The organism is Desulfuribacillus stibiiarsenatis (assembly GCF_001742305.1).
Lineage (GTDB): Bacteria > Bacillota > Bacilli > Desulfuribacillales > Desulfuribacillaceae > Desulfuribacillus_A > Desulfuribacillus_A stibiiarsenatis.
Genome location: NZ_MJAT01000033.1, coordinates 206,940 through 232,318, shown reverse-complemented (window position 1 = coordinate 232,318; position 25,379 = coordinate 206,940). Strand labels below are relative to the sequence as shown.

Here is a 25,379-nt window from a genome sequence, read left to right as displayed (position 1 = left end):
GTGAAAATCAATATCATTAGATTGCGTTTGGAGGTAATTATGAAGGATATTCATCAAGGCCGCACTATGGTGCTAGAGGAGTTATTCTTTGGTATCAAGTTAATGGTATATATAATAGGATTATTCTTTATAAAGTACATTGCCCTTGAGGATAAAGCGAACTATGATGCTTTAGCCTACGTGATTAGCGCAGCTTTAATCATTTGTTTGTCAGAGGGCTTTCTGTACGTATATCAAACGCAAATTAAACCGTTAGAATCCTATAAACCAAAACTTTACTTTTATCTATTAGACGGAATTATTATAACGATTGTTTATCTACTAACGAATAATACACATGTCAACATGTTTCCGATTTTTATAGCATTTGTGGTAATCGGCATATTACGTTTTCCGCATATACATTTCAGCGGCATAGTAATATTAACTATTTTCCTATATTTCATTGGAATTACTATCGAGGACAAAAATAGCATATTTGCAATTCAAGTTGGGATTAATATAACGATTTTATTTTTGTTCGCTTTAACCATTGCTACTGTGATAAAAGAGATAGATAAACTTGTGAAACAAGTAGCTTTTGTACAACAAGAGTTAGAAATGAAAAATAATTACCTGAAAGAAATTTCGCAAAAGGACCAAATGACGGATTTATTCAATCATTATACTTTTTTTGGAGAACTTCATAAATATCGTTCTATATCTTCCAATCTTTCAGACTTTTGCTTAGCGATATTAGATATTGATAATTTCAAGAAGGTGAATGATACATATGGTCATATTGCTGGGGACTTAATTCTGACAGAAGTTGCACGAACAATTAAGGAACTGATTCGAAAGACTGATATCGCAGCTCGCTATGGCGGGGAGGAATTCGGAATAATATTTCCAGCGCTTACTTTAAAAGAAGGAGTCGCAATCTGCGAACGGATTCGCAAGGAAATAGAAAGCAAAGAATTTCATATCCAAGATATCACGGTCAAAATTACTATCAGTTGTGGAATTAGTTCAAATCACCAGTATAAAGAATTAGAAGATAGTGCATTTGTGAACGAGGTTGATTCGTTACTCTATCAAGCAAAAAGAACAGGAAAGAACAAGGTAGTATACGACAGCATTGCAAATAATCAATGGGGAGTGAATTTTGATGATGCCATTATCCATGCTTAGGATAGCGAACAACGTAACACTAAAGGAAATAAGGGCAAGTCAATCGATAAAAAAAGCTCTATTAGAGCGTGGCCTAGTGACAGACACAAAAATTCAAGTAATAGTAAGTGATATGGACGGTTCCTATGTACTATTGTATGGGAATACCCGTTTGGCTGTTGATAAACACTTAGCGAGCTTTATTCTCGTGAGCCCTGACGAAGGAGGACTTGCAGGGTGAGAAAACTAAATGAAGTTCAACCAGGTGAACGTGTTAAAATTGAGCGCATACTTCTAGATGAGCGCTTGCGCTCCCGATTTATGACACTTGGTCTTGTGCCAGGGATAGAAATACATGTTACGAAAATAGCCCCCCTTGGCGATCCAATCGAAATAACGGTTAGGGGCTATCAATTATCACTAAGAAAGAAAGAAGCGAGCGAAATTATCGTAAAGGCGTAAAAGGTAAGGGGAGAAGAAATGTCTTTTACTACAGCGTTGACAGGAAATCCAAATGTTGGGAAATCAGCATTGTTTAATAAATTGACGGGGGCACGGCAACATGTTGCCAATTGGCCCGGGGTTACGGTAGAGAAGAGAATAGGTTCTCTTAATAAAAGCAACAATCAGGGTTCTGTAAAGATTGTTGATCTGCCAGGTATTTACAGTCTTACTTCTTACTCGATAGAAGAGATTGTTACAAGGTCTTATCTCTCGGATGATGAACCAGATGTAATCATCAATGTGATTGATGCCTCAAACTTAGAGAGGAATCTATATTTAACGCTACAATTAATAGAACTTAACAAGCCACTTGTAATCGCGTTGAATATGATGGATGTTGCGAAAAAGAGAGGTATGCTCATTGATATACAAAAACTATCTGACTTATTAGGTGTACCAGTGATTCCGATTGTCGCTGTAAAACAAATGGGAATACAAGAGTTGATGAATCAAACAATTGCCGTTGCGGAGAAACAACAAATAAACGCAGGAGAAGCCACTCTTCGTATCTATGATCAATCTATAGAAAATATATTAGGTAATATAATGAGATTATTAAAAAGAGATTCTTCAAATTGTGATATAAAAGAAGAGAGGCTAAGATGGACCGCACTTAGGCTATTAGAAGGCGATCAAATAATCTTACAAACCATAAAAACAAATGTTAGTGACTCTTCGTTTATACAAGAATTAGAAGAAATAGTTCACGATAGCCCTTTTATTAGCAGAATCATAGAAAACAGATATGAAATGATTACTCAAATCAAACAAAAGGTGGTTGAGCATAAGAAAGAATGTCAGCTCACCATAACAGATACAATCGATAAAATATTAATCAACCGTGTACTTGGAATTCCCATATTTTTATTAATCATGTGGGGCGTATTTTTAATCACCTTTGACATCTTAGGTACACCATTAGTCGATTGGGTGGACAGTTTATTTGTCACGCTATTAATACCATCCGTGAACCAGTGGCTAACTGCTCTTGAAGTATCTTCAGTCCTTAATTCGATGATTTCTGAAGGGATTATCGGCGGCGTAGGAAGTGTAATCGTTTTCGTACCACAAATTTTTATTCTGTACTTTTTTATATCGCTTATAGAAGATAGTGGATATATGGCTAGAGCTGCGTTTATTATGGATCGATTGATGCGTAAAATTGGTTTAAATGGTAAGGCTTTTATTCCTATGATTCTAGGCTTCGGTTGCTCTGTTCCGGCAGTAATGGCAGCTAGGACTCTTGAAGATGAGAATGATAGAAAAGTAACTATGCTTGTTACGCCCTTAATGTCCTGCAGTGCGAGACTTCCCGTATATTTAATATTTGTTACGGTGTTCTTTCCGCATAACAGTAGTGCAGTTGTATTTTCTTTGTATTTATTAGGAATATTGGTTGCTATAGGGTTAGGGTATATTTTGAAGAAGACTATTTTAAAAGGTGAATATGTACCGTTTATCTTAGAACTTCCGCCTTATCGCATCCCTGAGCCTACTACTATTATGCTTCGCGTTTGGGAAAGAGGAAAACTATTTTTAATAAAAGCAGGTACCATTATTTTTGGAATGTCCGTTATTATGTGGGTTTTATTGCATTTTTCATTCAATGGCGTTTCGGAAATAGATGATAGTTTTTTAGCGTCGATTGGGAAAGTGATTTCTCCGATATTTGCCCCGCTCGGATTTGATAACTGGCAGGCAACCGTAGCTATCTTTGCAGGGTTCATGGCTAAAGAGGTAGTTGTCAGTACGATGGCCATTATTTATGGATTAGGGGACATGGATATAGCCTCACAAAGCACTTACTTTCATCAATTTATAAACAACTCATTTACAGCTCTTTCAGCCTACAGCTTTATGGTGTTTGTACTATTATATACACCATGTATCGCAACATTAGCTACTATAAAAAGAGAATCGGGTTCTTATCGTTGGACATTTTTGGCCATGGTAGGGCAGTTTATGCTGGCTTGGACAGTTGCAGCTCTTATATATCAAATCGGATCACTATTCTTTTAAATCAATTGAATCAATGAGGTGGAGCTATGGAATATATCAGTATGCTATCCGGTATTATGATTGTTACTTATAGTGTATATGTAGTAATAAAAAGGATTGGAAACGGGATAAAAGGTAGTGGATGCTGTGGAGGAGGAAAATCCTGCGGAGCGAATCAAGCGGCTACCAGAATGGATTGCAAGTGTAGATGATAAATGCACAATTGGAGGCGACTACCATTTTACAACCGAATGTATATCAGCATGAGAACAACATTCATAAATTACATACAAGAATTGCAGAATTAGAAAGATCATTAGAAGAACAATTATTTTTAGTAGAAATCAATAAAGTTTGGATTAACGAGAGTGACATAAACACAAGTATAAAAAAAGCACTGCAATTAGCTATGAATATCACTGGAAGTGAGGCTGGATGCCTTTACATATTTGAACAAGGGATTAGCAAATTAAAGACGATTGAGGTCAATGGAAATATTCCTAGTCAACTAGTAGAAGAATTAAGAAATATTAACCGATTATTTGGTACCGATAAAACGAAAGACATCACAGTTATAAGCCAATTTGATAAAAAATTAAACTACTTTTTGAGGTACGATAGTAAACTAATTTCCCTAGCAATTGTTCCGCTGAATATTGGTGAAAATATGATAGGATACACCGTTGTTATGCATCGCAAGGAAAGAGGGCATCATCAGCACACGAGTGTTTATTCGGAGCAGGATATTTTGAATCTCAGAATTTTTTCACATAATACAGCTCTCATTCTTGAAAACAATGTGTTGAAAATTGAACAGGGAAAGAAAGAGTTTTACTTCAAAATCATAGATACATTAGTCTCTGCTATTGACGCTAAAGACTTGTACACTCAAAACCATTCCAAAAGAGTTTCAAGATTGACCAAGGAATTCTCCAAGTTTTTGGGATTAGATTCACATACCGTTGAAGTCTTTCAACATGGGGCCTTACTACATGATATAGGAAAGATAGGGATATCGGATGTCATCTTAAATAAACCATCCACGCTTTCGGAACATGAATTTGAGATTATCAAGTCTCATCCAATGAAAGGTGCAAAAATAGTTGCGCCACTAGAACCAGAAAAAGACATTCTGCATATAGTTAAACATCATCACGAACGATTCGATGGGAGAGGATATCCTGATGGATTAAAAGGTAAAGAAATACCTTTATCTGCAAGGATTGTAACAATTGTAGATGCTTGGGATGCTATGACGGATAATCGTGCCTATAGACCAAGACTTACTTTTGATAGGGCTGTTGAAGAGTTAGAAAAGGGGAAATCGACGCAATTTGACCCATCATTAGTAGATCAATATATTCAATTTGTGAGCAGATGTGATGAATAGTACATATTCATTACATCTGTTATTATTTATAGCCTTTCTTGCAACAACGCATAGGAAAAGGCTATAATTATGTTACTTGTTGGAATCTTCGAATAGTAAAGTATGCAATGGAAGGTGTCGTCTTTTTTCATGGAAAACATTCAGAGTCAATCACTTGAACATACATTAAACATAGGCAATCATTTAGGAAAACTACTGTCCCCTGGAGACGTTATTACATTGAGTGGGGATTTAGGGGCGGGCAAGACAACGATGACGAAGGGAATTGCTAAAGGACTTGGCATTTTGGCGCCCGTAAGTAGCCCTACCTTTACCATCATTAAAGAATACCTTGAAGGCAGAATGCCTTTATATCATTTTGATATTTACCGCTTAGGCGAGTCAGCGATTGATGAAGACTTAGGATATGATGAGTATTTTTATGGGAATGGCGTTTGTGTGATTGAGTGGTCGGAGTTTATCGATGAGTTGATACCGGAAGAACGCTTACACATCGCAATTCGGCATATGGAAGAAGATGATCAGCATAGGGTAATCACCTTTTCTTTTACAGATCAAAGGTGGAAGAAAGTCATTGAGGAGTTGGTGAGTATATGCCGTATCTAGCAATCGATACATCAACGCAAACGTTATCAGTCGCATTAGGAACAGAAGAATCAATCATTGCCGAGTATACAACGAATGTGAGTGGCGATCACTCATCTCGACTAATGCCTGCCATTGAACATATGATGAAAGTTGCAAAGATAACGCCTAAAGACCTGAAAGGAATCATTGTAGCAAAGGGACCAGGTTCCTATACGGGACTAAGAATTGGCGTTTCTACTGCAAAAAGTTTTGCATGGTCACTCAATCTACCACTAATCGGTGTATCTAGCTTGTCTGTGATTGCTCATAGTTGCAAAGGTCATACAGGAGTTATTGTTCCTGTCATTGATGCGCGTAGAGGGCAGGTATTTACTGGAGTCTATAAAAGTCACTGTAGTGATGACGGGAGTATTACTCATCTTCCACATAATGATTTGTGGAAGGCTATTGAAGGCGATCGTCTAACAATGTTCACTGATTGGATTTGTGAAATTAGTGGTAAGTATGAACGTATACTTTTTGTTGGTCATGACATACACATACATAAAAAAACTCTAGAACAATTTATAACCAGTCAAGAGCAGCGTGCCAGCGATATGGATTACATTCGAACGAACATAAGGGTCGCTAGTGTGTCGCGAAATCTCGCCCGCGCCAGTAGTTTACTAGAAATTGGGCTAGGATATGTAGCGCGCGGAGAAATAGAAGATGTGAAGAGCTTTAGTCCAGAGTACTTAAGATTGGCAGAGGCAGAATACAATTGGCTTCAACAGCAGAAATTAGGTGTTGGCTCTGAGTAACGACCATTCTAATTATGAGAAACCAAGCTTTTCAAAGATTAACACATACCTCATTCGTTCCATGACATTTGCTGATATACCGTATGTATTCGACATTGAAAGCACGGTATTCTCTTTGCCGTGGAGTGAAGCGGCATTCTACAATGAATTAACAGATAATCAGCTAGCAAAATATTATGTACTCGAAGCTAAAGATACGAAGAGCAGCACAATCATAGGCTATATTGGTATATGGCTGATATTAGAGGAAGCTCATATTACGACAATCGCAGTAAAACCTGAATATCAAGGGCAAGGTCTAGGGTGCCTATTGTTAGAAACAATCATGAAAGAATGTAAGGCTATGGGCGTTCAACGCATGACGCTGGAAGTGCGCGTTTCTAACCAAGCGGCGAGAAAGATGTATATTAAATATGGGTTTGTTGAAAATGGAATTAGAAAAAAGTATTATTCCGACAACGGGGAAGATGCAATTATTATGTGGGTGGTGTTAGAGGAAGATGAGCGAGACGAAAGCGGTACGTCAGAGTTCAATGAATAAATCTGTGACAATCCTAGGGATTGAAACGAGCTGTGATGAGACATCGGCAGCAGTTGTAGTAAACGGTAAAAAAGAGCTGTCGAACGTTATTTCTTCCCAAATTGATATTCACAAAAGATATGGTGGGGTCGTTCCAGAGGTTGCTTCGCGCAGACATATTGATAATATCCTTCCTGTAATCGAGGAAGCATTAGATAAAGCGGGTATTACAATAGAGGAAGTTGATGCAATCGCTGTTACGAAAGGACCAGGGCTAGTAGGGGCGTTATTAGTAGGCGTTTCCGTTGCGAAGGCCTTAGCCTTTGCTAAACAGAAACCTTTAATCGGTGTCCATCACATTGCTGGTCATATCTATGCGAATCAGTTAGTGGTAGATTTACAGCCGCCGTATCTTAGTCTTATCATCTCTGGAGGTCATACAGAGCTTGTGAAAGTTACAGACCACGGGGTTTTTGAAATTTTAGGCCAAACACTAGATGATGCTGTAGGTGAGGCTTTTGATAAGGTAGCAAGAACGATTGAATTACCTTATCCAGGAGGTCCGCATATCGATCGATTAGCACAGACGGGACAAGCCAGCATTGAGTTTCCTAAAGCTATGCTTGAAGAAGGATCACTAGACTTTAGCTTCAGTGGTCTGAAGTCAGCAGTGTTGAATTACTTGAATAAATCGCGTATGAAAAATGAAGAGGTCAACCATGCAGATATCGCTGCTAGCTTCCAGAAAGCCGTTGTCGATGTAATCGTAGCGAAAACAGAATTAGCCATGGAAAAAATGCAATTAAGCCGGCTTGTTGTTGCTGGCGGTGTGGCTGCTAATTCTGGGATACGCCAAGCGTTACTTGCAACAGGGCAACAAAAAGGATGGCAGGTTAATATTCCTCCCATCCACTATTGCACAGATAATGCGGCCATGATCGCTGCTGCTGCGTATTATTTATACGAAAAACAAGAATTCTCCGATATGTCATTAAATGCTACTGCTAGCTTGTCTCTCTAAGCTAGCAGTTGTTTTTATTTATTTCAACATTAAAGACCTACATCGATATCACCAGTTTTATCGTTATACATGACGTTAATGCCTAGAATTTCTGACACGAAACGTAAAGGGACCATGACCCTGCCATTGATTATGGTAGCAGGCACATCAATCACTTGTTTTTGCCCATTTACTAATACAGTAGTAGAGTTAGCAGTTAATTCAATAGTTTTATCGTCTTTAAGAACAGTTACTTTCCTGTCTATTGCACTCCAACCTACATCTGCGCCCAAACCTTCGCTAATCGCTCTTACAGGTACTAGAGTTCTTCCATTTTGTATCATTGGAGGTACATCATACTGAAGCGTTTTCCCCTCGATGAATAATCGATCCTTGACATCTCTTTCCTTTAATTTACGTATTTCATCATCTTTTAACAGGGTGATTCTTTCCAACTCAGCGATACGGTTCGTCATTGCTCGTATTTTTTCTTGCGCTAGGCGTAGTTCTTCTTGCAACTTATTCGTAGGGTCTATAATTTCTCTCGCTTTTTCATTTTCTTTTTGTTTATCTAGTTGCTTTTGTTTTTCAAGTTCTTGTCTTTTTTCTAGCTCTTTTCTCATTTCCAGATCGTAATTTTGGCTGATAGCGCCTTCTACGGTATGGTATAAGGAAAGTAATTTTGCATTTTTATCATTAAAAGAAAGATTTGCATTCATGATTTCAGTTAATTGGGTCTTAAACGACAGAACCTCCCGATCATTTTTAAGGGTAGCAATCCTACCTTCAATTTTAGTATAGAATTCGCGTAATCTTTGTTGTTCGCTGTCGTTAGTTACTTGTTTATAACTTTGATTGATAGCCCCTTCTACAGCATGGTATAAGGAAAGTAGTTTTGCATTTCTATCTGTAAAAGTAAGATTTGCATTCATGATTTCAGTTAATTGATTCTTATATGACAGGATCTCTCGCTCATTTTTAAGAGTACTAATCCTACCTTCAATTTTAGTAGAGAATTCTCGTAAACGTTGCTGTTCACTAGCGTTAATTGTAGCGGCTTGCGATTTCTGTAAATTAGCGTCAATCTCATAATACATGGTATTTAATCGTTCAAAACGGTTTATGTATGGGACGGTCTCGTTTCGAAGGATATTTTCTTCTAGCTGCTTTTTATACTTTAGCTTATCTGTCTCTGACTGTAGCTTAACAATCATATTCTCTAGTTTCACATAAAAATCTTTTAATAGTTGTCGTTCTTTCTCAGAGATAATTACTTGATCAGCAGTGGATACTACGGCAAAAACTTGGGCAGGGACAAGAAGAGCGATGCAAAGTACTACGATGACTAATTTCTTCATTTGTAAGTCCTCCTATTGGTGTGATGGGAATTGATACATCTAATATCGGAGTCTGCACTCACAATTTTAACAGGAGAATTCAACCTGAAAGACAGGTCATTAGTCTACTGCAATTCATTCGCTAGAAGTTCCCATTTTTCTAATAATTGATTTAACTGTTGTTGTTTTTCTGTAAGTTTTTGATTTAGGATGGTGACCTTTTCGTGATCATCAAATATTTCAGGATTGCATAGCTCATTTTCTAAATTTGCAATTTCCTCTTCTGTTTGTTGAATGTCTGCTTCTACCTTCTCATATTGTTTTGTTAGTTGTTTCTCGGTATTTCTTCTACGCTTCATTTCTTCGTGGGTTTCTTTTTGCTCCGCGACAGAGTCCTCACGCTGTATGACGAGATCTTTCTCTTGAATCTTTTCCAGATAGTAATCGTAATTGCCAAGATATACAGTCAATTGGTCCTGGGAGAAGTGCACGATTTTATTGGCAATCGTATTTAAGAAATATCGATCATGGGATATGAATAACATCGTACCATCATAGGCAGTTAGCGCTGATTCAAGGGCTTCCTTAGCCTGTATATCTAAATGGTTCGTCGGCTCATCTAAGAGGAGTAAGTTATCTTGCGCGAGCATCAATTTTGTCAAAGTGACCCTTGCTTTCTCACCGCCACTTAAAGATACAATTTTTTTCTCTACTTCATCGCCAGTAAAAAGGAACTGCGCTAGAGCACTGCGGATTTCCGTCTTCGTCATATTGGGGAAATCATTATGCACTTCATCGAAGATTGTATTCGTTAAGGTCAAATCTGCTTGCTCTTGATCATAATAGCCAATCAGCAAATTCGAACCATATTGGACGTTACCAGCAACAGGGGTTAGGCGGCCAGCTATAATTTTTAATAGTGTAGATTTGCCTATACCATTTGGGCCGATGATTCCAATTCGGTCGCCACGCTCGACTTGAAGACTGAGGTTTTGAAATAATTTTCTTTGTTGACCGTTTTCCTCGAATTGCATCTCTAAACACTGTAAATCGAGTACTAAGTTTCCTGTGCGCTTCTTCGTCTGAAACGTGAAAAAGGTTTTCGATTGTTGCTTAGGAGCTTCAATTCTTTCGATTTTTTCTAACTGCTTTCTACGGCTTTGCGCACGTGAAGAAGTGGTAGCTCGCACAATATTTCGTTGAATGAAGTCTTCTGCTTTGGCAATTTCCTGTTGTTGCTGAACATATCGTTTCTCATGCTCGATGAGACGCTGTTCTTTTGTGGACAAATAAAAAGAGTAATTGCCCTCATAACGAGTGCCAACATGTTGATCGATTTCATAAATTGCAGTTACGAAAGTATCTAGAAAGTAACGATCGTGGGAAACTACAAGAACAGCCCCCTCAAAGTCCTTGATAAATTGTTCTAGCCATGACAAAGCATCGATGTCTAAATAGTTTGTAGGTTCATCTAATAAGATAAGATCTGGATTACTGAGAAGAATTTTAGCTAGTGCTAGTCGCGTTTTCTGACCGCCACTACAACGTTTTACCAGATGTTCTTTATAATTCATGGAACCAAAGCCCAGACCTGCCAGCACATTACGGATGTCAGCAGCGAATTTATATCCACCTTCACGTTCGAATCGTTCCTGTAATATGCTATATTGTTCCATAATCGCTTCTAATGTTTCCTGTGGAGAAGAAGCAACACCCATGTGAATTTCCAAACGGCGAATTTCTTGTTCAATTGAATGAAGGGAAGCAAATACGGATAACATCTCATCCCAGACAGTGCGTTCAGAATCTAAGCCACTATCTTGGGCAAGATAACATAATTGTTTATCTCTCGTAACAATAATGTCACCCTGATCTTGCAATTCGCGTCCTGCTAGAATCTTTAAAAAAGTGGACTTACCAGCGCCATTAGGGCCGACAATCCCAATTTTATCTTCATCATGGACTTGAAGAGATAAATTCGTTAGAATAGGAGTAATCCCATAGGACTTATTTATATGAAGAGCTTGTAGGACTGCCAAATTCAATCACCTCAGAAATTACTTTTCAAACATACATACGGCTTTTGCTAGTACATTAGAATTTATAAATTTTATGATATCAAATTCTTATAAGAATAACCACCATGTAAACGGAGGGGATAGACGTGAAGGTTAGAAAGAGAACATTACGCCAAGAAATGCTACTACAACGAATGAAAGTTAGTAAGCAAAGCAGAGTGAAGAAGTCTGCAGTAATTCTTGAGCGATTAAAGGCTTTAGAAGAAATTCAGCAAGCCAAAAGGGTAATGGTATACGTGAATTTTCAAGATGAAGTAGAGACTAAAGATTTCATCCAATACCTTTGGGATAAAAATATAGAAGTTATCGTGCCACTCAGTGATCCTAAGTCACGGGAGCTACACCCTTCCTTATTATACAGCTTTGAGGAACTAGCTCCTGGGAATTTCGGTGTACTTGAGCCTATCAAACAAGCAATTCGTATCGTGGATGTGGACACATTGGATGTTATTATCGTTCCTGGTCTTGCATTTGATCGACATGGTGGAAGGATTGGTTATGGCGCTGGTTACTATGATCGGTTTTTTGAGCGCACACCGAATGCTACCATCATAGCCGTTGCATTTGATGAACAAATAATTTCTGAAGTACCAATGGAGAATCATGATAAACGCATTCCATTAATTATTACAGACCAAGAATTTATTGAAACAAAATTTGTTCTATAGGATAGGTAAGTTTTCTTTATATTAGGAATGAGACAAAAACCCTCTGACATATGTATTAATAACTTATTGTTAGGGGGCTAGTGCATGAAGAAGTCCTGTCAAATCTGTTTAAGAAGCGCTAAAAAAACGTGGAAGCTTAGCGACGGAGAGTATAGGTATTCAGCAAAGGTTCAATTACACAGGGTTCGGATAGAGATTGCAGGTAAGGCAAAATTAATATTAGTTTGTAGTAAGTGTTTAGTAAGGCAGCAGATTAATATTCGAACGATTAATAGAGAGGAAGGGACCCTAAGCACGACTTAGTCGTGCTAGTCCTTTTTCCGAGCAAGGCATATAGCGAGACTTATACCTTTCGTGCTTCGCAAAGGACTCGATGAATGATAAGTTTTGTTTATGAAATGGATTACTAGGCATTAGATATCAAGAGGGGGATTCACTCAGTGGATATTAAAGACTTACGTTTGGACAAGACCGAAACATTAGAGGTAATTCGAGTTAAAGAAGGCGAACCGGTGCCGTTTGAAGATCAAATGGCTGTTGAATACCCAGTAACGATTTTCTTTAATGATCATGAGTTAGTCACGTTATTGTGTACGCCAACTTACCTTGAAGAGCTTGCCATAGGTTTCTTAAATTCGGAAGGGTTAATCCGATCGTATGATGATATTGATACAATTCGTCCAGATTTGGACAAGGGCTTAATCTATGTGACTACGAAAAAGAAAAAATCGTTATCGGAGAAATTATTCGCAAAACGTACGATTACATCAGGCTGTGGCAAAGGGACAATCTTCTACAATGTATTGGATTCGATGCGCACAAATCGAATTGAACGACCACTGGACATTACTTCAGAACAGGTTTCTAATTTAATGCTAGCATTGCAACAGAACTCCGAAATGTTTAAAGAAACAGGTGGAAACCATGCCTCTGCTTTATGTGATCCATCGGGAATTGTCGTGTATCACGAGGATATCGGGCGTCATAATGCGGTAGATAAAATTGTCGGTCACTGTGTAAAGAATAATATTAACATTGAAGATAAGGTGCTTGTAACGAGTGGACGAGTTTCTTCAGAAATATTATTAAAAGTGGCAAAGTTAGATATACCGATGATTATCTCCAAATCTGCACCAACGACCCTGTCCGTACGTCTTGCAAGGGAATTAGGATTGACGTTAGCTGGCTTTGTGCGTGGTAGAAGATTTAATATTTATGCCAACGGATGGAGAATCACAGATGTGGAAGTAGCTGACCATGATGCAATGTATATGGAAAGCACACAACTAGCAGAGTCTGATGAAGAACAACAGGAACAACAACAAGTACAACAAGAAAATAACGACTAACATTACACGAAAGACGATGAATCTATACAGTTAGGAGAATAGCATGATCACAGGTGTAATTCTGGCAGGCGGACTTAGTAAGCGAATGGGGCAAGATAAGGGCTTATTAGAATTGAATGGCGTAACTATGGTGGAACATATTCATGAAAAATTACTGCCTGTGGCTAATCCCATCATTTTGGTAACGAATCGACCGGAGAGTTATCATAAAGTCGCACAAACATTAGCAGTACAGATGATTGAAGATGAGATTCCACAGCTAGGCCCACTCAGTGGAATTCATGCGGCATTAGGTAAGTCGGGAAATCCATATATCATGGCCATAGCTTGTGATATGCCATATGCAGACCCTGCATGGTTTATTGCAAAGGCGCAAGATTTTATGCACGAAGGCTACCAATTAATCATTGGACAAACCACCGATGGCCGTTTGCAACCGCTTCATGCGATCTACCATAAAGATAGTCGTGAAACCATTGAGCGACTTTTATTGGCACAAGATTTGAAAATTAGCAATCTTGTAAATCAAGTAAAGGCTAAGATTATTCCTTTAGAAGAGCGACAGGATATTTTCTATAACATGAACACACCAGAAGATTACCGCACAGCTAAAGGAAAAGCGTAGCTGAAAATCACTAGTTATTCATATGAAATTCATCAATGATGCTTGTATTTTTATCACAAACATAGTAAAATTAAAGATAATTCAATATTGATTGTCTCCGAGCTTTTTTGCCTAAGGTTTACTACGGTAAGATTGCCGATTAGGGTTATACTGGAAACGGTTTGGCCTCCCACTGGAAAGGAGATACGGTCTGTACATGCTAGATACCCGTATTCTCATTTTAGGGTATCTTTTTTGTTGCAATTTTCACGAACTCATTCATATCGTTATCATATTTTGACGCTGTTTTAGAAAGGGGTATACCCAATGAATACTCTAGTTGATAAGTTTGGGCGCAAGCATGATTATATGCGAATTGCTGTTACAGATCGCTGCAATTTGCGTTGTCAATATTGTATGCCAGAAGAAGGAGTCAAGTCTCTTGATCACTTAAATATTTTAAGCTTTGAAGAAATCTTGTCTGTTGTAAAGGTAGCTGCCAAACTAGGGGTACGCAAAATTCGTTTAACTGGCGGGGAACCACTCGTGCGTAAAGATTTAGAGTCTTTAATCCAGATGATTCATGCTGTGCCTGGGATTGAAGATATAGCAATGACGACAAATGCGATTTTTTTGGCAGACCGAATTGATGCATTAAAAGCGGCAGGTTTAAGTCGTGTAAATATTAGTCTAGACTCTTTGAACGAAGATCGATTCCGTTTAATGACGCGAGGCGGCGAACTGAAAAAGGTAATTCAAGGGATTGAGAAGGCCATTGAGAAAGGTCTTAACCCGGTGAAGGTAAACGCTGTTGTGATTAAAGGGTTTAATGAGGATGAAATTGCCGACTTTATCCGCTGGACAATTCACTTACCAATTCAAATGAGATTTATTGAATATATGCCAATTGGCGATTCGTTAGTTTGGAAAGATGGGTATTACCCACTGGAAGAAGTACGAAAGATTGCAGAATCGATTGCACCAGTGATGGACGTAGTAGGGGTTCGAGGAAACGGACCTGCCAGTGTTTTTAAACTTGCGGGTGCTGAAGGGACGATTGGCATTATCCATCCTGTAAGTCAGCATTTCTGCTCTAGTTGTAATAGATTACGTCTGACGGCTGATGGGAAGCTGAAGCCATGTCTATTCTGGCAAAATGAAGTCGATATTCGCTCTTACATTTCTGATGAGGAGCAGCTAACAAATGTATTCCGTGAAGTGCTCAACCTTAAGGAAGAAAAACACCAGATGACAGAGGAACAGATGTCGCAAGATAAAACTGTTCGTAAGATGTCGCAAATTGGTGGGTAACATAACTTTAACGGAACACTACTTTTCATATTGGTATGATGGAGGATTATTCGATGGAATTAACGCACTTTAATGATCAAGGGTTTGCACGCATGGTAGACGTTTCTGAAAAGATTGTGACGAAAAGAACTGCCATAGCTAGTTGTAAAGTAGTCATGAAACCGGAAACGCTAGACCGTATCAAAACAGGGAAAATTAAAAAAGGTGATGTATTGGCAGTTGCACAAGTAGCTGGAGTAATGGCAGCGAAGAAAACTTCGGACTTAATTCCGATGTGCCATCCGTTGGCACTAACAAGTGTTGACATTGTGTTCGATACAGAGAAAATTGAGAACACAATCTACTTAGAAGCAACTGTAAGTACCCATGGAGTTACTGGGGTAGAAATGGAAGCGCTAACAGCAGCTTCAGCAACAGCACTTACGATTTATGATATGTGCAAAGCAATTGACAAAGAAATGGTCATTACAGATATCCAATTAGAATATAAAACTGGTGGTAAGAGTGGAGATTTCCGTAGAGGAGAGGGGCAATAATATGGAAAAGGGAAGAATTCGTGCAATTTCAATTAGTGATCGTAAGGGAATGAGAAAGACCAATGTAGATCAGGTGGAAATCCGCCCAGATCATGGGATTGTGACAGATGCTCACGCAGGAGACTGGCACCGTCAGCTAAGTTTATTAGCTCAAGAAAGTATCGAAAAAATGGTTGCAATGGGTCTAACGGTTAAAGCGGGAGATTTTGCAGAAAATATTACTACAGAAGGTTTAGACTTGTTGGCTTTACCTGTAGGGACGCGCGTTCGTATGGGCGAAACTATTGTAGAAATTACACAAATCGGAAAAGAGTGTCATACACGTTGTGCGATTTATTACCAAGCGGGTGATTGTGTTATGCCGAAGGAAGGTATTTTCGCAATCGTTCTTAAAGGTGGCGTACTAAAAGTTGGTGACGAGGTAGAAGAGCTACCTACCGACTATTACCGTGTAGGCGTATTAACAGCAAGTGATAAGGGATCTAAAGGTGAAAGAGAAGACCAAAGCGGACAAGTAATTCGTGATATGGTTGCGAAAATTGGCGGACATGTGGAACAATACGCAGTAGTTCCTGATGAAAAAGATGTTTTGAGAGATACTATGAAACAATGGATTGATGAAGAGAAATTAGATCTTGTACTTACGACTGGCGGAACAGGGCTAGGGCCTCGTGATGTAACACCAGATGCAGCATTAGAGATTATTGAGAAACAGATTCCAGGCATTGCAGAAGTGATGCGCATGAGATCCCTTGAAAAGACGGACCGTGCTATGCTATCTCGCGCTGTAGCTGGAACGCGTAAGCAGGCGATTATCGTAAACCTACCAGGAAGCCCGAAAGCGGTTGAAGAGTGCCTTGGGGAAATTATTGCGACATTGCCGCATGGAATTCGTATTCTGCAAGGGAAAACTGGGGAGTGTGCACGGAAATAGAAGTATACGGACATTCACTTTTTTCACTTTAGCGTTTCGTCATTTATATTTCTAAGCTTGAATTCTTGAAGATTCAAACTCGTTTTGCTCAAACAGTGAATCTTCTTAAGAATTCTTCACTAAGAAATATTAGCAATGACTTCACTAAAAGTGCAAAAAGCGAATATCCTCCTACTACCAAAATAACGTTAACAGTAGTCTACTATAACGTTATAACGTTACAATAATCGACTACAATAATAGTAATACAGAATATTAATAAAATGCTTCATATAACCGATCTCTCATTTATGAAATGGGAGTAAGAATAATATTTGAAGGTAGGAATTAGTGTGCGTGAAATTAAGACGGAAGATGCCATAGGAATGGTACTTGCTCATGATATGACGAAGATTGTGCCTGGTAAGTTTAAGGGCCGTGCCTTTAAAAAAGGACATATAATTCGTCCGCTTGATGTGGAAGAGCTGTTATCTATGGGTAAAGAACATATATATATTTTAGATATTAAAGAAGGTGAGCTGCATGAAGATGATGCGGCTCTTCGCCTTGCCCAAGCAATCGCCGGTGATAATGTAGAGTTGTCTGAGACTAGCGAAGGTAAAGTGAATTTGAGTGCTGCCATAGACGGCTTATTGAAAATTAATCCGCAAGCAATCAATGCGATGAATAATGTACCCGACATAGCGATTGCTACTTTGCACAGCAACCGACGTGTGAAAAAGGGTGAAAAGCTTGCAGGCACAAGGGCAATCCCGTTAGTCATTGAAGAAGAAAAGATATTAACGGTTGAAACGATTGCCAAAAATTTTGCACCTATTATTTCTGTTTTACCTATACATTCTTTTAAAGTGGGGATTGTTACCACGGGGTCAGAGGTATTTAAAGGTAGAATACCAGATAAGTTTGGGCCAGTTGTAAAGAGGAAGCTTGAAGCGCTAGAATCTACGATTCTTGACCAGATTTTTGTACCGGATGATTTAGAAGAGATTCGTACAGCGGTTCTAAAGCTAATTGAAGCTGGTGCTGAAATGGTGGTCACGACTGGTGGTATGAGTGTCGATCCAGATGACAGGACACCTGGGGCAATCAAGAGTTTAGGTGCTGATCTAGTCACCTATGGGACACCAATATTACCTGGTTCCATGCTGTTGTTAGCGTACTACAAAGGAGTGCCAATTATCGGGTTACCTGGCTGCGTTATGTATGAGAAATCAACATCCTTCGATTTAATTCTTCCGAGAGTACTTGCTAAAGAGCCAGTGACTCGTGAAGATATTGCCGAGTTAGGATATGGAGGACTATGCACTAGCTGTGAACCTTGTTCCTTCCCGCACTGTTCTTTTGGCAAATAGGAGTGAATATCCAAATGTATAAACAGTATGTATCCGTACAGGAAGCATTGGAAATTATTTTAGCACATGCAGATGAACCGATGATAGAAGTAGTCAAGCTTGAGGATTGTTTAGGAAGAGTGTTGGCGGAGGATGTTGTAGCTGACTCACCAATTCCATCGTTTCATAAGTCACCTTTAGATGGGTACGCGGTTCGTTTCATAGATGTGAAAGATGCAAAGCCAGATCAACCAGTTACTTTAGAGGTAATTGAGAGTGTGCCTGCTGGGCATGTTCCTGCATTAGAAGTAATAGTTGGTAAAGCAACTCGAATTATGACGGGTGCACCTCTTCCACAAGGCGCCGACACGATTATAAAGTTTGAAGATACAAATGTGCAAAAGGATCAAACCCAGCACTATGAAAACTCCAGTCAACATGTTGATATTTATCACGTTCCTAAATCCCCTGGTAACTACTCGCATGTAGGGGAGGATATGGAGCAAGGCCAATTAATCGTTACAAAAGGTCGGTTAATTGATGCAGCCGTAATTGCAGTGCTTGCGAGCTTTGGATATCATGAAGTGCATGTGTATCGCAAACCGAATGCTATCGTATTTGCTAGTGGTGATGAGTTAGTATCAGTGGACCAGCAACCGTCTTATGGGAAACTTCGCAATAGTAATAGCCCAAGTATAACAGCGCAGTTGATAGCTTGGGGCGTACGTGCCCAAATGGGCGGTATTGTGCCTGACCAAAAGGAACAGATTGCGAGTACACTATTAGCAGCTTTAGACAGTCACGATTTTGTAGTCACGACCGGTGGTGTTTCCGTTGGGGATTACGATGTGATGAAAGAAGTATTTCAAGCCATTGGTGCAGAAATCTTGTTTTGGCGTGTAGCTATGCGTCCAGGTACACCTATGGTTGTTGCGAAATGGAAGGATAAGATGATATTCGGTTTATCTGGGAATCCATCAGCTGCGTACATTAGCTGTGAACTGTTTGTCCGTGCGTTTGTCAGGAAAATACAGAGTTTATCTGACGTGTGGCGAGAGCCTGTAAGGGCGATGTTGACTCGTTCCGTTGGTAAAGTTGTTGGGCAAGATCGCTTTCTTAGAGCAACGGCATCGGTTAGTCGTGAGGGTAGTTTATTAGTAGAGCCATTGGCAACGCAAAAGTCAGGGATACTATCAAACCTTATCGATGCGAATTGTTTAATTTATGTGCCTGCCAGTAAACAGAAAATTCACAGCGGTGATTCCGTTGATGTTATTTTGTTACATCCACCGACAGCTTCTAATCACGAGCTTAATCGGGCTAAAGATATACCGTTATTCGGCTTTGCAGGTTTTGCTAACAGTGGGAAAACCACTTTGGTTTGTAAAGTGATTGCAAGGTTACGTGAAATGGGGTATCGTGTAGCTAGTGTCAAACACGATGGACATTCTTTTCAGATGGATCAAGAGGGTAAGGATACGTGGAAACATCGACAGGCCGGTTCTGAGGCAGTGACGATCACGTCCGACTCACAGCTTGCATTCATTGATTATCGCAAGTATGAAAGAGAAGAGCAATTGAAACAAGCACTATCCCACATACGTGATGTAGATATCATACTGATTGAGGGCTTTAAAACACTATCGATTCCTAAAATTTATGTCGTCCGCAACCCAGATTTATTGCATCATGCGTACGAGCTTCCAATGGTAGAAGCAATTGCTACAGATTTTTCTCTTGAACAGCAAAAACTACCAGTGTATGATATAAATGATGTAGAGGGGTTAAGTCGATACATAGTAAATCGAGTGTTGGGGGAGTCCTAAGGATGTCAGAACAAAAAATTCCTCAGGTGACAGCAAAGAGGTTGCCAGTGTATCATAGATATATGGAAAAGCTGCAAGCTTCAGGGAAACAAAGAGTATCCTCGAAAGATATAAGTGAAGCGTTGCAGATTGACCCTGCTACCATTCGACGTGACTTCTCTTATCTTGGAGAGCTTGGCAAAAAAGGCTACGGCTATAATGTGAATTATTTGGTTAACTTTTTTCGAGATTTTTTGAAAAAAGATCAAGTAACGAATGTTATACTAGTAGGAGTAGGGAACCTGGGTACCGCCCTTTTGAATTACAACCTTTACAAAGATGAGAATAGTAAGATTGTTGCGGCAGTTGATGTCGACAGTTCAAAGGTTGGTTCAAAAGTCAATGGCGTACCAATACATCACTTCTCAGATTTAGATAAGCTCTGTAAGGAATATGCTGTCACTGTGGCGATTGTTACAGTACCTGCGCAAGTCGCTCAAAGTGTAGTTGATCAACTAGTCATGGCTGGGATTCAAGGAATTCTCAATTTTACTCCCGTCAGGCTATTAGTACCTAAGGAAGTCCGCATTCATTATATAGATTTAACAGTGGAACTTCAGACCCTCATTTACCTTTTGAAAAATAATGAGCGATTTGAGGCGTAAAATCAGTATGTGTCAGTAAATTTATCAGTAAAAAAATTTATTAAATCGGAGGATTCAAAAATGATTTCAAACATCGGTGTACCAGGTTTAATTTTAATTTTAGTAATCGCACTTATTGTGTTTGGTCCGAACAAGCTTCCTGAACTAGGTCGTGCAGTGGGCCGTACACTTAAGGAATTTAAGAGTGCTACTAAGGACTTAACGAATGATTTAAATGATGACGCTCCACAGAAGACTGTGAAGAAGGAAATTAAAGAAGAAACTGTGTTAACAGTAGAAGCACAAGAAGTAACTGATGCTAAGAGTGAGCAAAAGCACTAGAAAACGCTTATAAGTAGAAAGGTCGTTGCCTCATGTCAGAAAAAGATCAAGCACTGACCCTCGTAGAGCATCTAGCAGAGTTAAGAAACCGCATTGTTGTAGTTTTTGCGTTTTTTATAGTGGGGCTTGTCGTTGGCTTCATATATGCGAAAGAGATTATTGAATATTTAACACGGGATATAGATAGTTTAAATGTATTCCGTCCAATGGATACACTTCGTGTATATCTGCAAGTTGCTGTTTACGTGGGAATTGTGATTGCCCTACCCACGGCGTTATATCAGGTCTGGGCATTTGTTAAGCCAGCCTTGACGATAGAGGAACGTAAGAACACGGTATGGTTTATACCTGCTGCGTTGGCTCTTTTCTTTGTCGGATCATCCTTCGCATACTTTGTAATTTTTCCAATGATGTGGGGCTTCTTGGTTGGGTTTACAGAAGCAATAGCTGGCGTTGAAAGTATGATTGGTTTAGCTGAATATGTGAGCTTTATCTCCAATCTAGTCATACCTTTTGGATTACTTTTCGAAATGCCAATCGTAGTAATCTTTTTAACCAAAATCCGCATCGTAAACCCACCGAGGTTGCGTAAACTGCGAAGAATGGCTTACTTAGTGTTAATTATTGTTGCTACAATGATTACGCCGGCTGACTTTATTTCTGCAATCGCTGTATTTATACCACTCGTGGGATTATATGAGATTAGTATCTTGTTATCTGGCGTCGTATATAAGAAGCAGTTAGCAAAGGAAGCAGAGTATGAAGCAATGTACGGCGAGAAATCCGAAGGAGAATCAGAAGGTACTACTGAGTCGAATGAGTCAGATGTAGTGAAGGAAGATTCTAACGAGGAAACTAAGGAATCGAATTAAAGCTGAATAGAAATGGATAGACGGACTGCCGAACTTTCTGCAGTTCGTTTTTTTCATTGACACTACCATCCAATATGACTATAAAATTTTTGGAAAGTACTATTTTTATTCTTGTCAGTTCCCGCCCCTATGTGCTATTATATCAATTAAGACACATACCATATGTTTTGTGAGGCATAGCCTAAAAAATATACAGATATAAAGAAAACTTAGTTCAGATGGAGTTTTTACTCCAACTGAACTTTAGTTGCACTTATTTCGAAGCTTGGCGGCACTTATCTCCCGCTTTCACCTCAGGTACGTAATGGTTCTAACTATTTTAAAATAGAAGAACCATTCTGTAGAAGTGGGAGTATTAGTAAACGCCGCTGAGATAACTAGATGGAGGGGGATTTATATGCAACAAATCGCACCTATTACTGAATATACGGAAATTCCTGAAGTCATCAATTCTCTAGAAGAAACTCATGAACTTGAACAAGATTATGTAGTGGAAGTACTACAAACATACGCAGTGAAGAATCGTATTGCTTGTGGAAGATTAAGAAAGATTGCGAAGGAACTAGGTTTGCCAAGTAATCGATTAGGCGCAATTGCAAAGCAACATAATATTAAAATTGTTGCATGTGAATTAGGCTGCTTTTAAGTAGGTGGGCCTGTGCGAAATGTATATTTAGATAATAGCCCGCGTATAGACGCGTTACACAAATGGTTACAAGCATGTAGTACAAATATAGATTACGAACAAATCCCTGTGGAGAGTGCATTACATCGTGTTACATTTGAGGCCGTGTATGCACATAACTCAAATCCGAATTTTCAAGCATCTGCAATGGACGGGATTGCTGTTAAAGCGTACAAGACCTATGACGCATCGGAAGCAAATCCAGTAGAATTAGTTAAGGACGTTGACTTTATACCTGTTGATACAGGAGATCCAATTCCAGACGAATTTGATGCAGTGATTATGATTGAGAGAGTCAATACGTTGGAAAATGGCAATGTAATCATCCATCAATCTGTTGGACCTGGGCAACATGTTCGTGCCATTGGAGAAGATATCGTTACAAAGGAACTCATTCTAACGGCGAACCATCAGATTCGACCGATTGACCAAGCTGCTATGCTTGCTGCTGGAGTACTAGATGTTCCTGTTCATGTAAAACCTAAAGTTGCAATCATTCCAACGGGCGATGAAATCGTTAAACCAAAAAGAGACCCTGAACGGGGAGAATTGATAGAATTTAATAGCACGATTTTTAAAGGTTACTTAGAGGAATGGGGAGCAGAAGTAACCGTTTTTGATATTGTAAGGGATGAGTTGCACGCTATTGAAGAAGCGCTCGCAAAGGCTGCTTCATCTCATCATTTTGTCATTATTAATGCAGGTTCTTCCGCAGGATCGGAGGACTATACGGTGCATGCGATACGCAATCGTGGGGAAGTCGTGTTGCATGGGATTGCCACTCGACCTGGGAAGCCTACAATTCTTGGTAAGATTGCAGAGACGCCTGTTTTAGGACTACCTGGTTATCCTGTATCTGCTTGGCTTGCTCTAGATTGGTTTGCTAAGCCACTAGTATATCGGTTGCGTAAGTTGATTCCGCCACAGCGACCGAAGTTACATGGGATTCTTTCGAAACGTGTAAACTCCGTATTTGGTTCTGAAGAGTTTGTCCGAGTCAAGATCGGCTACGTGAATGACAAGTTGATTGTTACACCGATTGGCAGTGGTGCAGGTGTTGTCATGTCGCTGGTATTAGCTGACGGCATTATGACAATTCCTCCAGAACGAGAGCACTTCGATAGCGGGCAAGAAGTTGAAGTAGAGTTGTTATGCCAACCAGAGATTATTAAGAATACCATGGTTGGGATTGGTAGCCACGACCTTTCCTTAGATATTTTAGTTGACGAGCTCAAACTTCGTTATCCAGAAAAGCGTATATCTTCCGCCCATGTGGGCAGTATGGCAGGAATTATGGCAATTGATCGCGGGGAATGTCATTTTGCTGGCATTCATCTACTAGATCCCGAAACAGGGGAGTACAATCATTCCTATGTAAAGAAGTTTGTAAAAAACACACCAGTGTCAATTGTGCATTTTGTTCATCGTGAGCAAGGATTTATTGTAGCCAAAGGAAATCCAAAGAATATTCAAGGCATTTCTGATTTAATGAGACAGGATATTGTCTTTGTGAACCGTCAAAAAGGTGCGGGAACACGTATGCTATTCGATTACTTATTGCAGCAAGCAGGAATTGTCCCGAGTCAAATTGCGGGTTATACTCGAGAGATGTTTACCCATAGCTCGGTGGCAGCATCAGTTGCCTACGGGGCGGCAGACTGTGCCATGGGAATTCGTTCTGCAGCTGAGGCGATGGGATGCGATTTCGTTCCACTATGCGAAGAAAAGTATGAATTTGTAGTCTCTGATGCATTCCTTGCAAGTGAGCAAGGAGAAATGCTCCTAGCTTTGATTCGTGATCCAAGAATCAAAAGTAGAATTGAAGCTTTAGGTGGATATAGCTGTAGAGATACAGGGGAAATAAAACGCCCATAACTATAATACTGGTTATGAAACCGCAATAATAAAATATCAACTTTGATACTTGATAGGAACAGTAAGTAAAGCTCTTGGGCTCAACTTACTGTTTTTTTCGTTTATACCATGCAATTTATAGTTGCCATCAACATACATATATATTTAGAGGATTGTTATGTAATCTGGGAATGGGGTGACTTTCATTTTCTTATTCTATTGTAGGATATTTATAGCTGCGATATGGGAGAAAAGAATGAAAATACTTCTATATTCAGTGTTATTATTCTTTATAATCATTGGTGTAATAAAGCTAGGGAACTAATAACTAGCTTTATTTATTTTTCAAGAGAATATATATTGCGAAAACTGGATACCATAGAGCAGTATGTCTTTTTAAAGAATAAACTCTAGTTAATAATAATGAGTAAAAACAATCATCGTATGAATATTGAAACGTACAAAAATGATTGAAAAAACGAGATACAAAGAGATAAGATGGGAAATATTCTCTATAAATGACTTATATATTTAAATAAAACGATAAAAAACCCATCTTTTTAGTTGCATTTTTCTAGGTAAATGACTATTATAATAATCGTTAGCACTCACTTAACCCGAGTGCTAACAATAAAAATACTAATAATCTAAAAATCATAATATTTCAAGGAGGTTTTTTTCAAATGTTAAGACCTTTAGGCGACCGTGTCATTATTAAAGTTGTGGCACAAGAAGAGAAGACTGCAAGTGGTATCGTTTTACCAGAATCGGCAAAAGAAAAGCCACAACAAGGTGAAATTGTTGCTGTAGGAAATGGCCGTTTCGAAGATGGTAAGCGCGTAGAATTAGATGTGAAAGCAGGAGATCAAGTGATTTATTCTAAGTACGCAGGTACTGAAGTAAAGCACAATGGTCAAGAGTTCTTAATTTTACGTGAAAGCGACATTCTTGCTGTACTAGAGTAGTAGCATCACCAAACACATAAGTTATTTCGTAGTCTATACTTAAGTAATAGACGGAGATGCTAGTCCAATCGATACTAGCGATTTATCACATATAGAATATTAGGAGGTTTTTATA

General features: G+C 39.1%; 26 protein-coding genes and 1 riboswitch. Of the genes, 24 read left to right on the top strand and 2 right to left on the bottom strand.

Annotation, left to right across the window (positions count from 1 at the left end):
* The first annotated feature begins 39 nt into the window (after positions 1–39).
* From BHU72_RS10390 to tsaD, 10 genes are all read left to right on the top strand, one after another.
* A complete protein-coding gene (locus BHU72_RS10390) occupies positions 40–1,170 on the top strand; it encodes a GGDEF domain-containing protein (protein ID WP_069702561.1) in 1,131 nt (376 codons plus the stop codon).
* Positions 1,148–1,390, top strand: a complete 243-nt coding sequence (locus tag BHU72_RS10385; protein WP_069702560.1) for a FeoA family protein — start codon at positions 1,148–1,150, stop codon at positions 1,388–1,390. The genes BHU72_RS10390 and BHU72_RS10385 overlap by 23 nt, the downstream gene beginning before the upstream one ends.
* On the top strand, positions 1,387–1,611 hold the full coding sequence (locus BHU72_RS10380; RefSeq protein ID WP_069702559.1) for a FeoA family protein: 225 nt from the start codon (positions 1,387–1,389) through the stop codon (positions 1,609–1,611). Before BHU72_RS10385 ends, BHU72_RS10380 begins: the two co-directional genes overlap by 4 nt.
* A gap of 18 nt (positions 1,612–1,629) precedes the next feature.
* The gene (feoB, locus tag BHU72_RS10375; RefSeq protein ID WP_069702558.1) at positions 1,630–3,672 is read left to right on the top strand and encodes a ferrous iron transport protein B; all 2,043 of its coding nucleotides are present in this window, start codon (positions 1,630–1,632) and stop codon (positions 3,670–3,672) included.
* Positions 3,673–3,698: 26 nt separating this feature from the next.
* A complete protein-coding gene (locus BHU72_RS15890) occupies positions 3,699–3,863 on the top strand; it encodes a hypothetical protein (protein WP_176720460.1) in 165 nt (54 codons plus the stop codon).
* Entirely contained in the window at positions 3,860–5,041 is a 1,182-nt protein-coding gene (locus tag BHU72_RS10370) for an HD domain-containing phosphohydrolase (protein ID WP_069702557.1), read from the top strand. Before BHU72_RS15890 ends, BHU72_RS10370 begins: the two co-directional genes overlap by 4 nt.
* Before the next feature lie 129 nt (positions 5,042–5,170).
* Complete coding sequence (gene tsaE, locus BHU72_RS10365; RefSeq protein ID WP_069702556.1) at positions 5,171–5,647, top strand: tRNA (adenosine(37)-N6)-threonylcarbamoyltransferase complex ATPase subunit type 1 TsaE; 477 nt, start codon at positions 5,171–5,173, stop codon at positions 5,645–5,647.
* Positions 5,635–6,429: a tRNA (adenosine(37)-N6)-threonylcarbamoyltransferase complex dimerization subunit type 1 TsaB gene (tsaB, locus tag BHU72_RS10360; protein ID WP_069702555.1), complete on the top strand. Its 795-nt coding sequence runs from the start codon at positions 5,635–5,637 to the stop codon at positions 6,427–6,429. Before tsaE ends, tsaB begins: the two co-directional genes overlap by 13 nt.
* A 61-nt stretch (positions 6,430–6,490) precedes the next feature.
* The gene (rimI, locus tag BHU72_RS10355; RefSeq protein ID WP_069702583.1) at positions 6,491–6,970 is read left to right on the top strand and encodes a ribosomal protein S18-alanine N-acetyltransferase; all 480 of its coding nucleotides are present in this window, start codon (positions 6,491–6,493) and stop codon (positions 6,968–6,970) included.
* Positions 6,930–7,970, top strand: coding sequence for a tRNA (adenosine(37)-N6)-threonylcarbamoyltransferase complex transferase subunit TsaD (gene tsaD, locus BHU72_RS10350; RefSeq protein ID WP_069702554.1), 1,041 nt, complete (start codon positions 6,930–6,932; stop codon positions 7,968–7,970). Before rimI ends, tsaD begins: the two co-directional genes overlap by 41 nt.
* Before the next feature lie 29 nt (positions 7,971–7,999).
* Here the strand turns inward: tsaD and BHU72_RS10345 are convergent, their stop codons facing one another.
* Positions 8,000–9,307 carry a copper amine oxidase N-terminal domain-containing protein gene (locus tag BHU72_RS10345; protein WP_069702553.1) on the bottom strand — a complete coding sequence of 436 codons (1,308 nt, stop codon included), beginning with the start codon at positions 9,305–9,307 and terminating at the stop codon, positions 8,000–8,002.
* A gap of 104 nt (positions 9,308–9,411) precedes the next feature.
* Positions 9,412–11,325: an ABC-F family ATP-binding cassette domain-containing protein gene (locus BHU72_RS10340; protein ID WP_069702552.1), complete on the bottom strand. Its 1,914-nt coding sequence runs from the start codon at positions 11,323–11,325 to the stop codon at positions 9,412–9,414.
* Between the two features lie 125 nt (positions 11,326–11,450).
* Between BHU72_RS10340 and BHU72_RS10335 the strand changes: the two genes are divergently transcribed.
* The 14 genes from BHU72_RS10335 (at position 11,451) to groES (ending at position 25,264) form a co-directional block, all read left to right on the top strand.
* The gene (locus tag BHU72_RS10335) at positions 11,451–12,032 is read left to right on the top strand and encodes a 5-formyltetrahydrofolate cyclo-ligase (RefSeq protein ID WP_083248389.1); all 582 of its coding nucleotides are present in this window, start codon (positions 11,451–11,453) and stop codon (positions 12,030–12,032) included.
* A gap of 440 nt (positions 12,033–12,472) precedes the next feature.
* Positions 12,473–13,381: a formate dehydrogenase accessory sulfurtransferase FdhD gene (gene fdhD / locus BHU72_RS10325; RefSeq protein ID WP_069702550.1), complete on the top strand. Its 909-nt coding sequence runs from the start codon at positions 12,473–12,475 to the stop codon at positions 13,379–13,381.
* Between the two features lie 43 nt (positions 13,382–13,424).
* Positions 13,425–14,006: a molybdenum cofactor guanylyltransferase gene (gene mobA / locus BHU72_RS10320; protein ID WP_069702549.1), complete on the top strand. Its 582-nt coding sequence runs from the start codon at positions 13,425–13,427 to the stop codon at positions 14,004–14,006.
* Between the two features lie 83 nt (positions 14,007–14,089).
* Positions 14,090–14,205, top strand: a riboswitch (molybdenum cofactor riboswitch).
* A gap of 107 nt (positions 14,206–14,312) precedes the next feature.
* On the top strand, positions 14,313–15,296 hold the full coding sequence (gene moaA, locus BHU72_RS10315; protein WP_069702548.1) for a GTP 3',8-cyclase MoaA: 984 nt from the start codon (positions 14,313–14,315) through the stop codon (positions 15,294–15,296).
* A gap of 53 nt (positions 15,297–15,349) precedes the next feature.
* Positions 15,350–15,832: a cyclic pyranopterin monophosphate synthase MoaC gene (gene moaC / locus BHU72_RS10310; protein ID WP_069702547.1), complete on the top strand. Its 483-nt coding sequence runs from the start codon at positions 15,350–15,352 to the stop codon at positions 15,830–15,832.
* A gap of 1 nt (position 15,833) precedes the next feature.
* Positions 15,834–16,766, top strand: a complete 933-nt coding sequence (locus tag BHU72_RS16260) for an MOSC domain-containing protein (RefSeq protein ID WP_069702546.1) — start codon at positions 15,834–15,836, stop codon at positions 16,764–16,766.
* Positions 16,767–17,080: 314 nt separating this feature from the next.
* Entirely contained in the window at positions 17,081–18,118 is a 1,038-nt protein-coding gene (locus tag BHU72_RS10300; RefSeq protein WP_301553528.1) for a molybdopterin-binding protein, read from the top strand.
* A gap of 14 nt (positions 18,119–18,132) precedes the next feature.
* Positions 18,133–19,923 carry a molybdopterin-guanine dinucleotide biosynthesis protein B gene (mobB, locus tag BHU72_RS10295; RefSeq protein WP_069702545.1) on the top strand — a complete coding sequence of 597 codons (1,791 nt, stop codon included), beginning with the start codon at positions 18,133–18,135 and terminating at the stop codon, positions 19,921–19,923.
* A 2-nt stretch (positions 19,924–19,925) separates the two neighbouring features.
* Positions 19,926–20,567, top strand: a complete 642-nt coding sequence (locus BHU72_RS10290) for a redox-sensing transcriptional repressor Rex (RefSeq protein ID WP_069702544.1) — start codon at positions 19,926–19,928, stop codon at positions 20,565–20,567.
* A gap of 60 nt (positions 20,568–20,627) precedes the next feature.
* Positions 20,628–20,888, top strand: coding sequence for a twin-arginine translocase TatA/TatE family subunit (locus tag BHU72_RS10285; protein ID WP_069702543.1), 261 nt, complete (start codon positions 20,628–20,630; stop codon positions 20,886–20,888).
* A gap of 32 nt (positions 20,889–20,920) precedes the next feature.
* Positions 20,921–21,760, top strand: coding sequence for a twin-arginine translocase subunit TatC (tatC, locus tag BHU72_RS10280; protein WP_069702542.1), 840 nt, complete (start codon positions 20,921–20,923; stop codon positions 21,758–21,760).
* A 397-nt stretch (positions 21,761–22,157) separates the two neighbouring features.
* Positions 22,158–22,406 (top strand): hypothetical protein, encoded by a 249-nt coding sequence (locus tag BHU72_RS10275; RefSeq protein WP_069702541.1) that lies wholly within the window; start codon positions 22,158–22,160, stop codon positions 22,404–22,406.
* Positions 22,407–22,418: 12 nt separating this feature from the next.
* Complete coding sequence (locus tag BHU72_RS10270; protein ID WP_069702540.1) at positions 22,419–24,320, top strand: molybdopterin biosynthesis protein; 1,902 nt, start codon at positions 22,419–22,421, stop codon at positions 24,318–24,320.
* Positions 24,321–24,982: 662 nt separating this feature from the next.
* Positions 24,983–25,264, top strand: a complete 282-nt coding sequence (gene groES, locus BHU72_RS10265; RefSeq protein ID WP_069702539.1) for a co-chaperone GroES — start codon at positions 24,983–24,985, stop codon at positions 25,262–25,264.
* Positions 25,265–25,379: the final 115 nt, after the last annotated feature.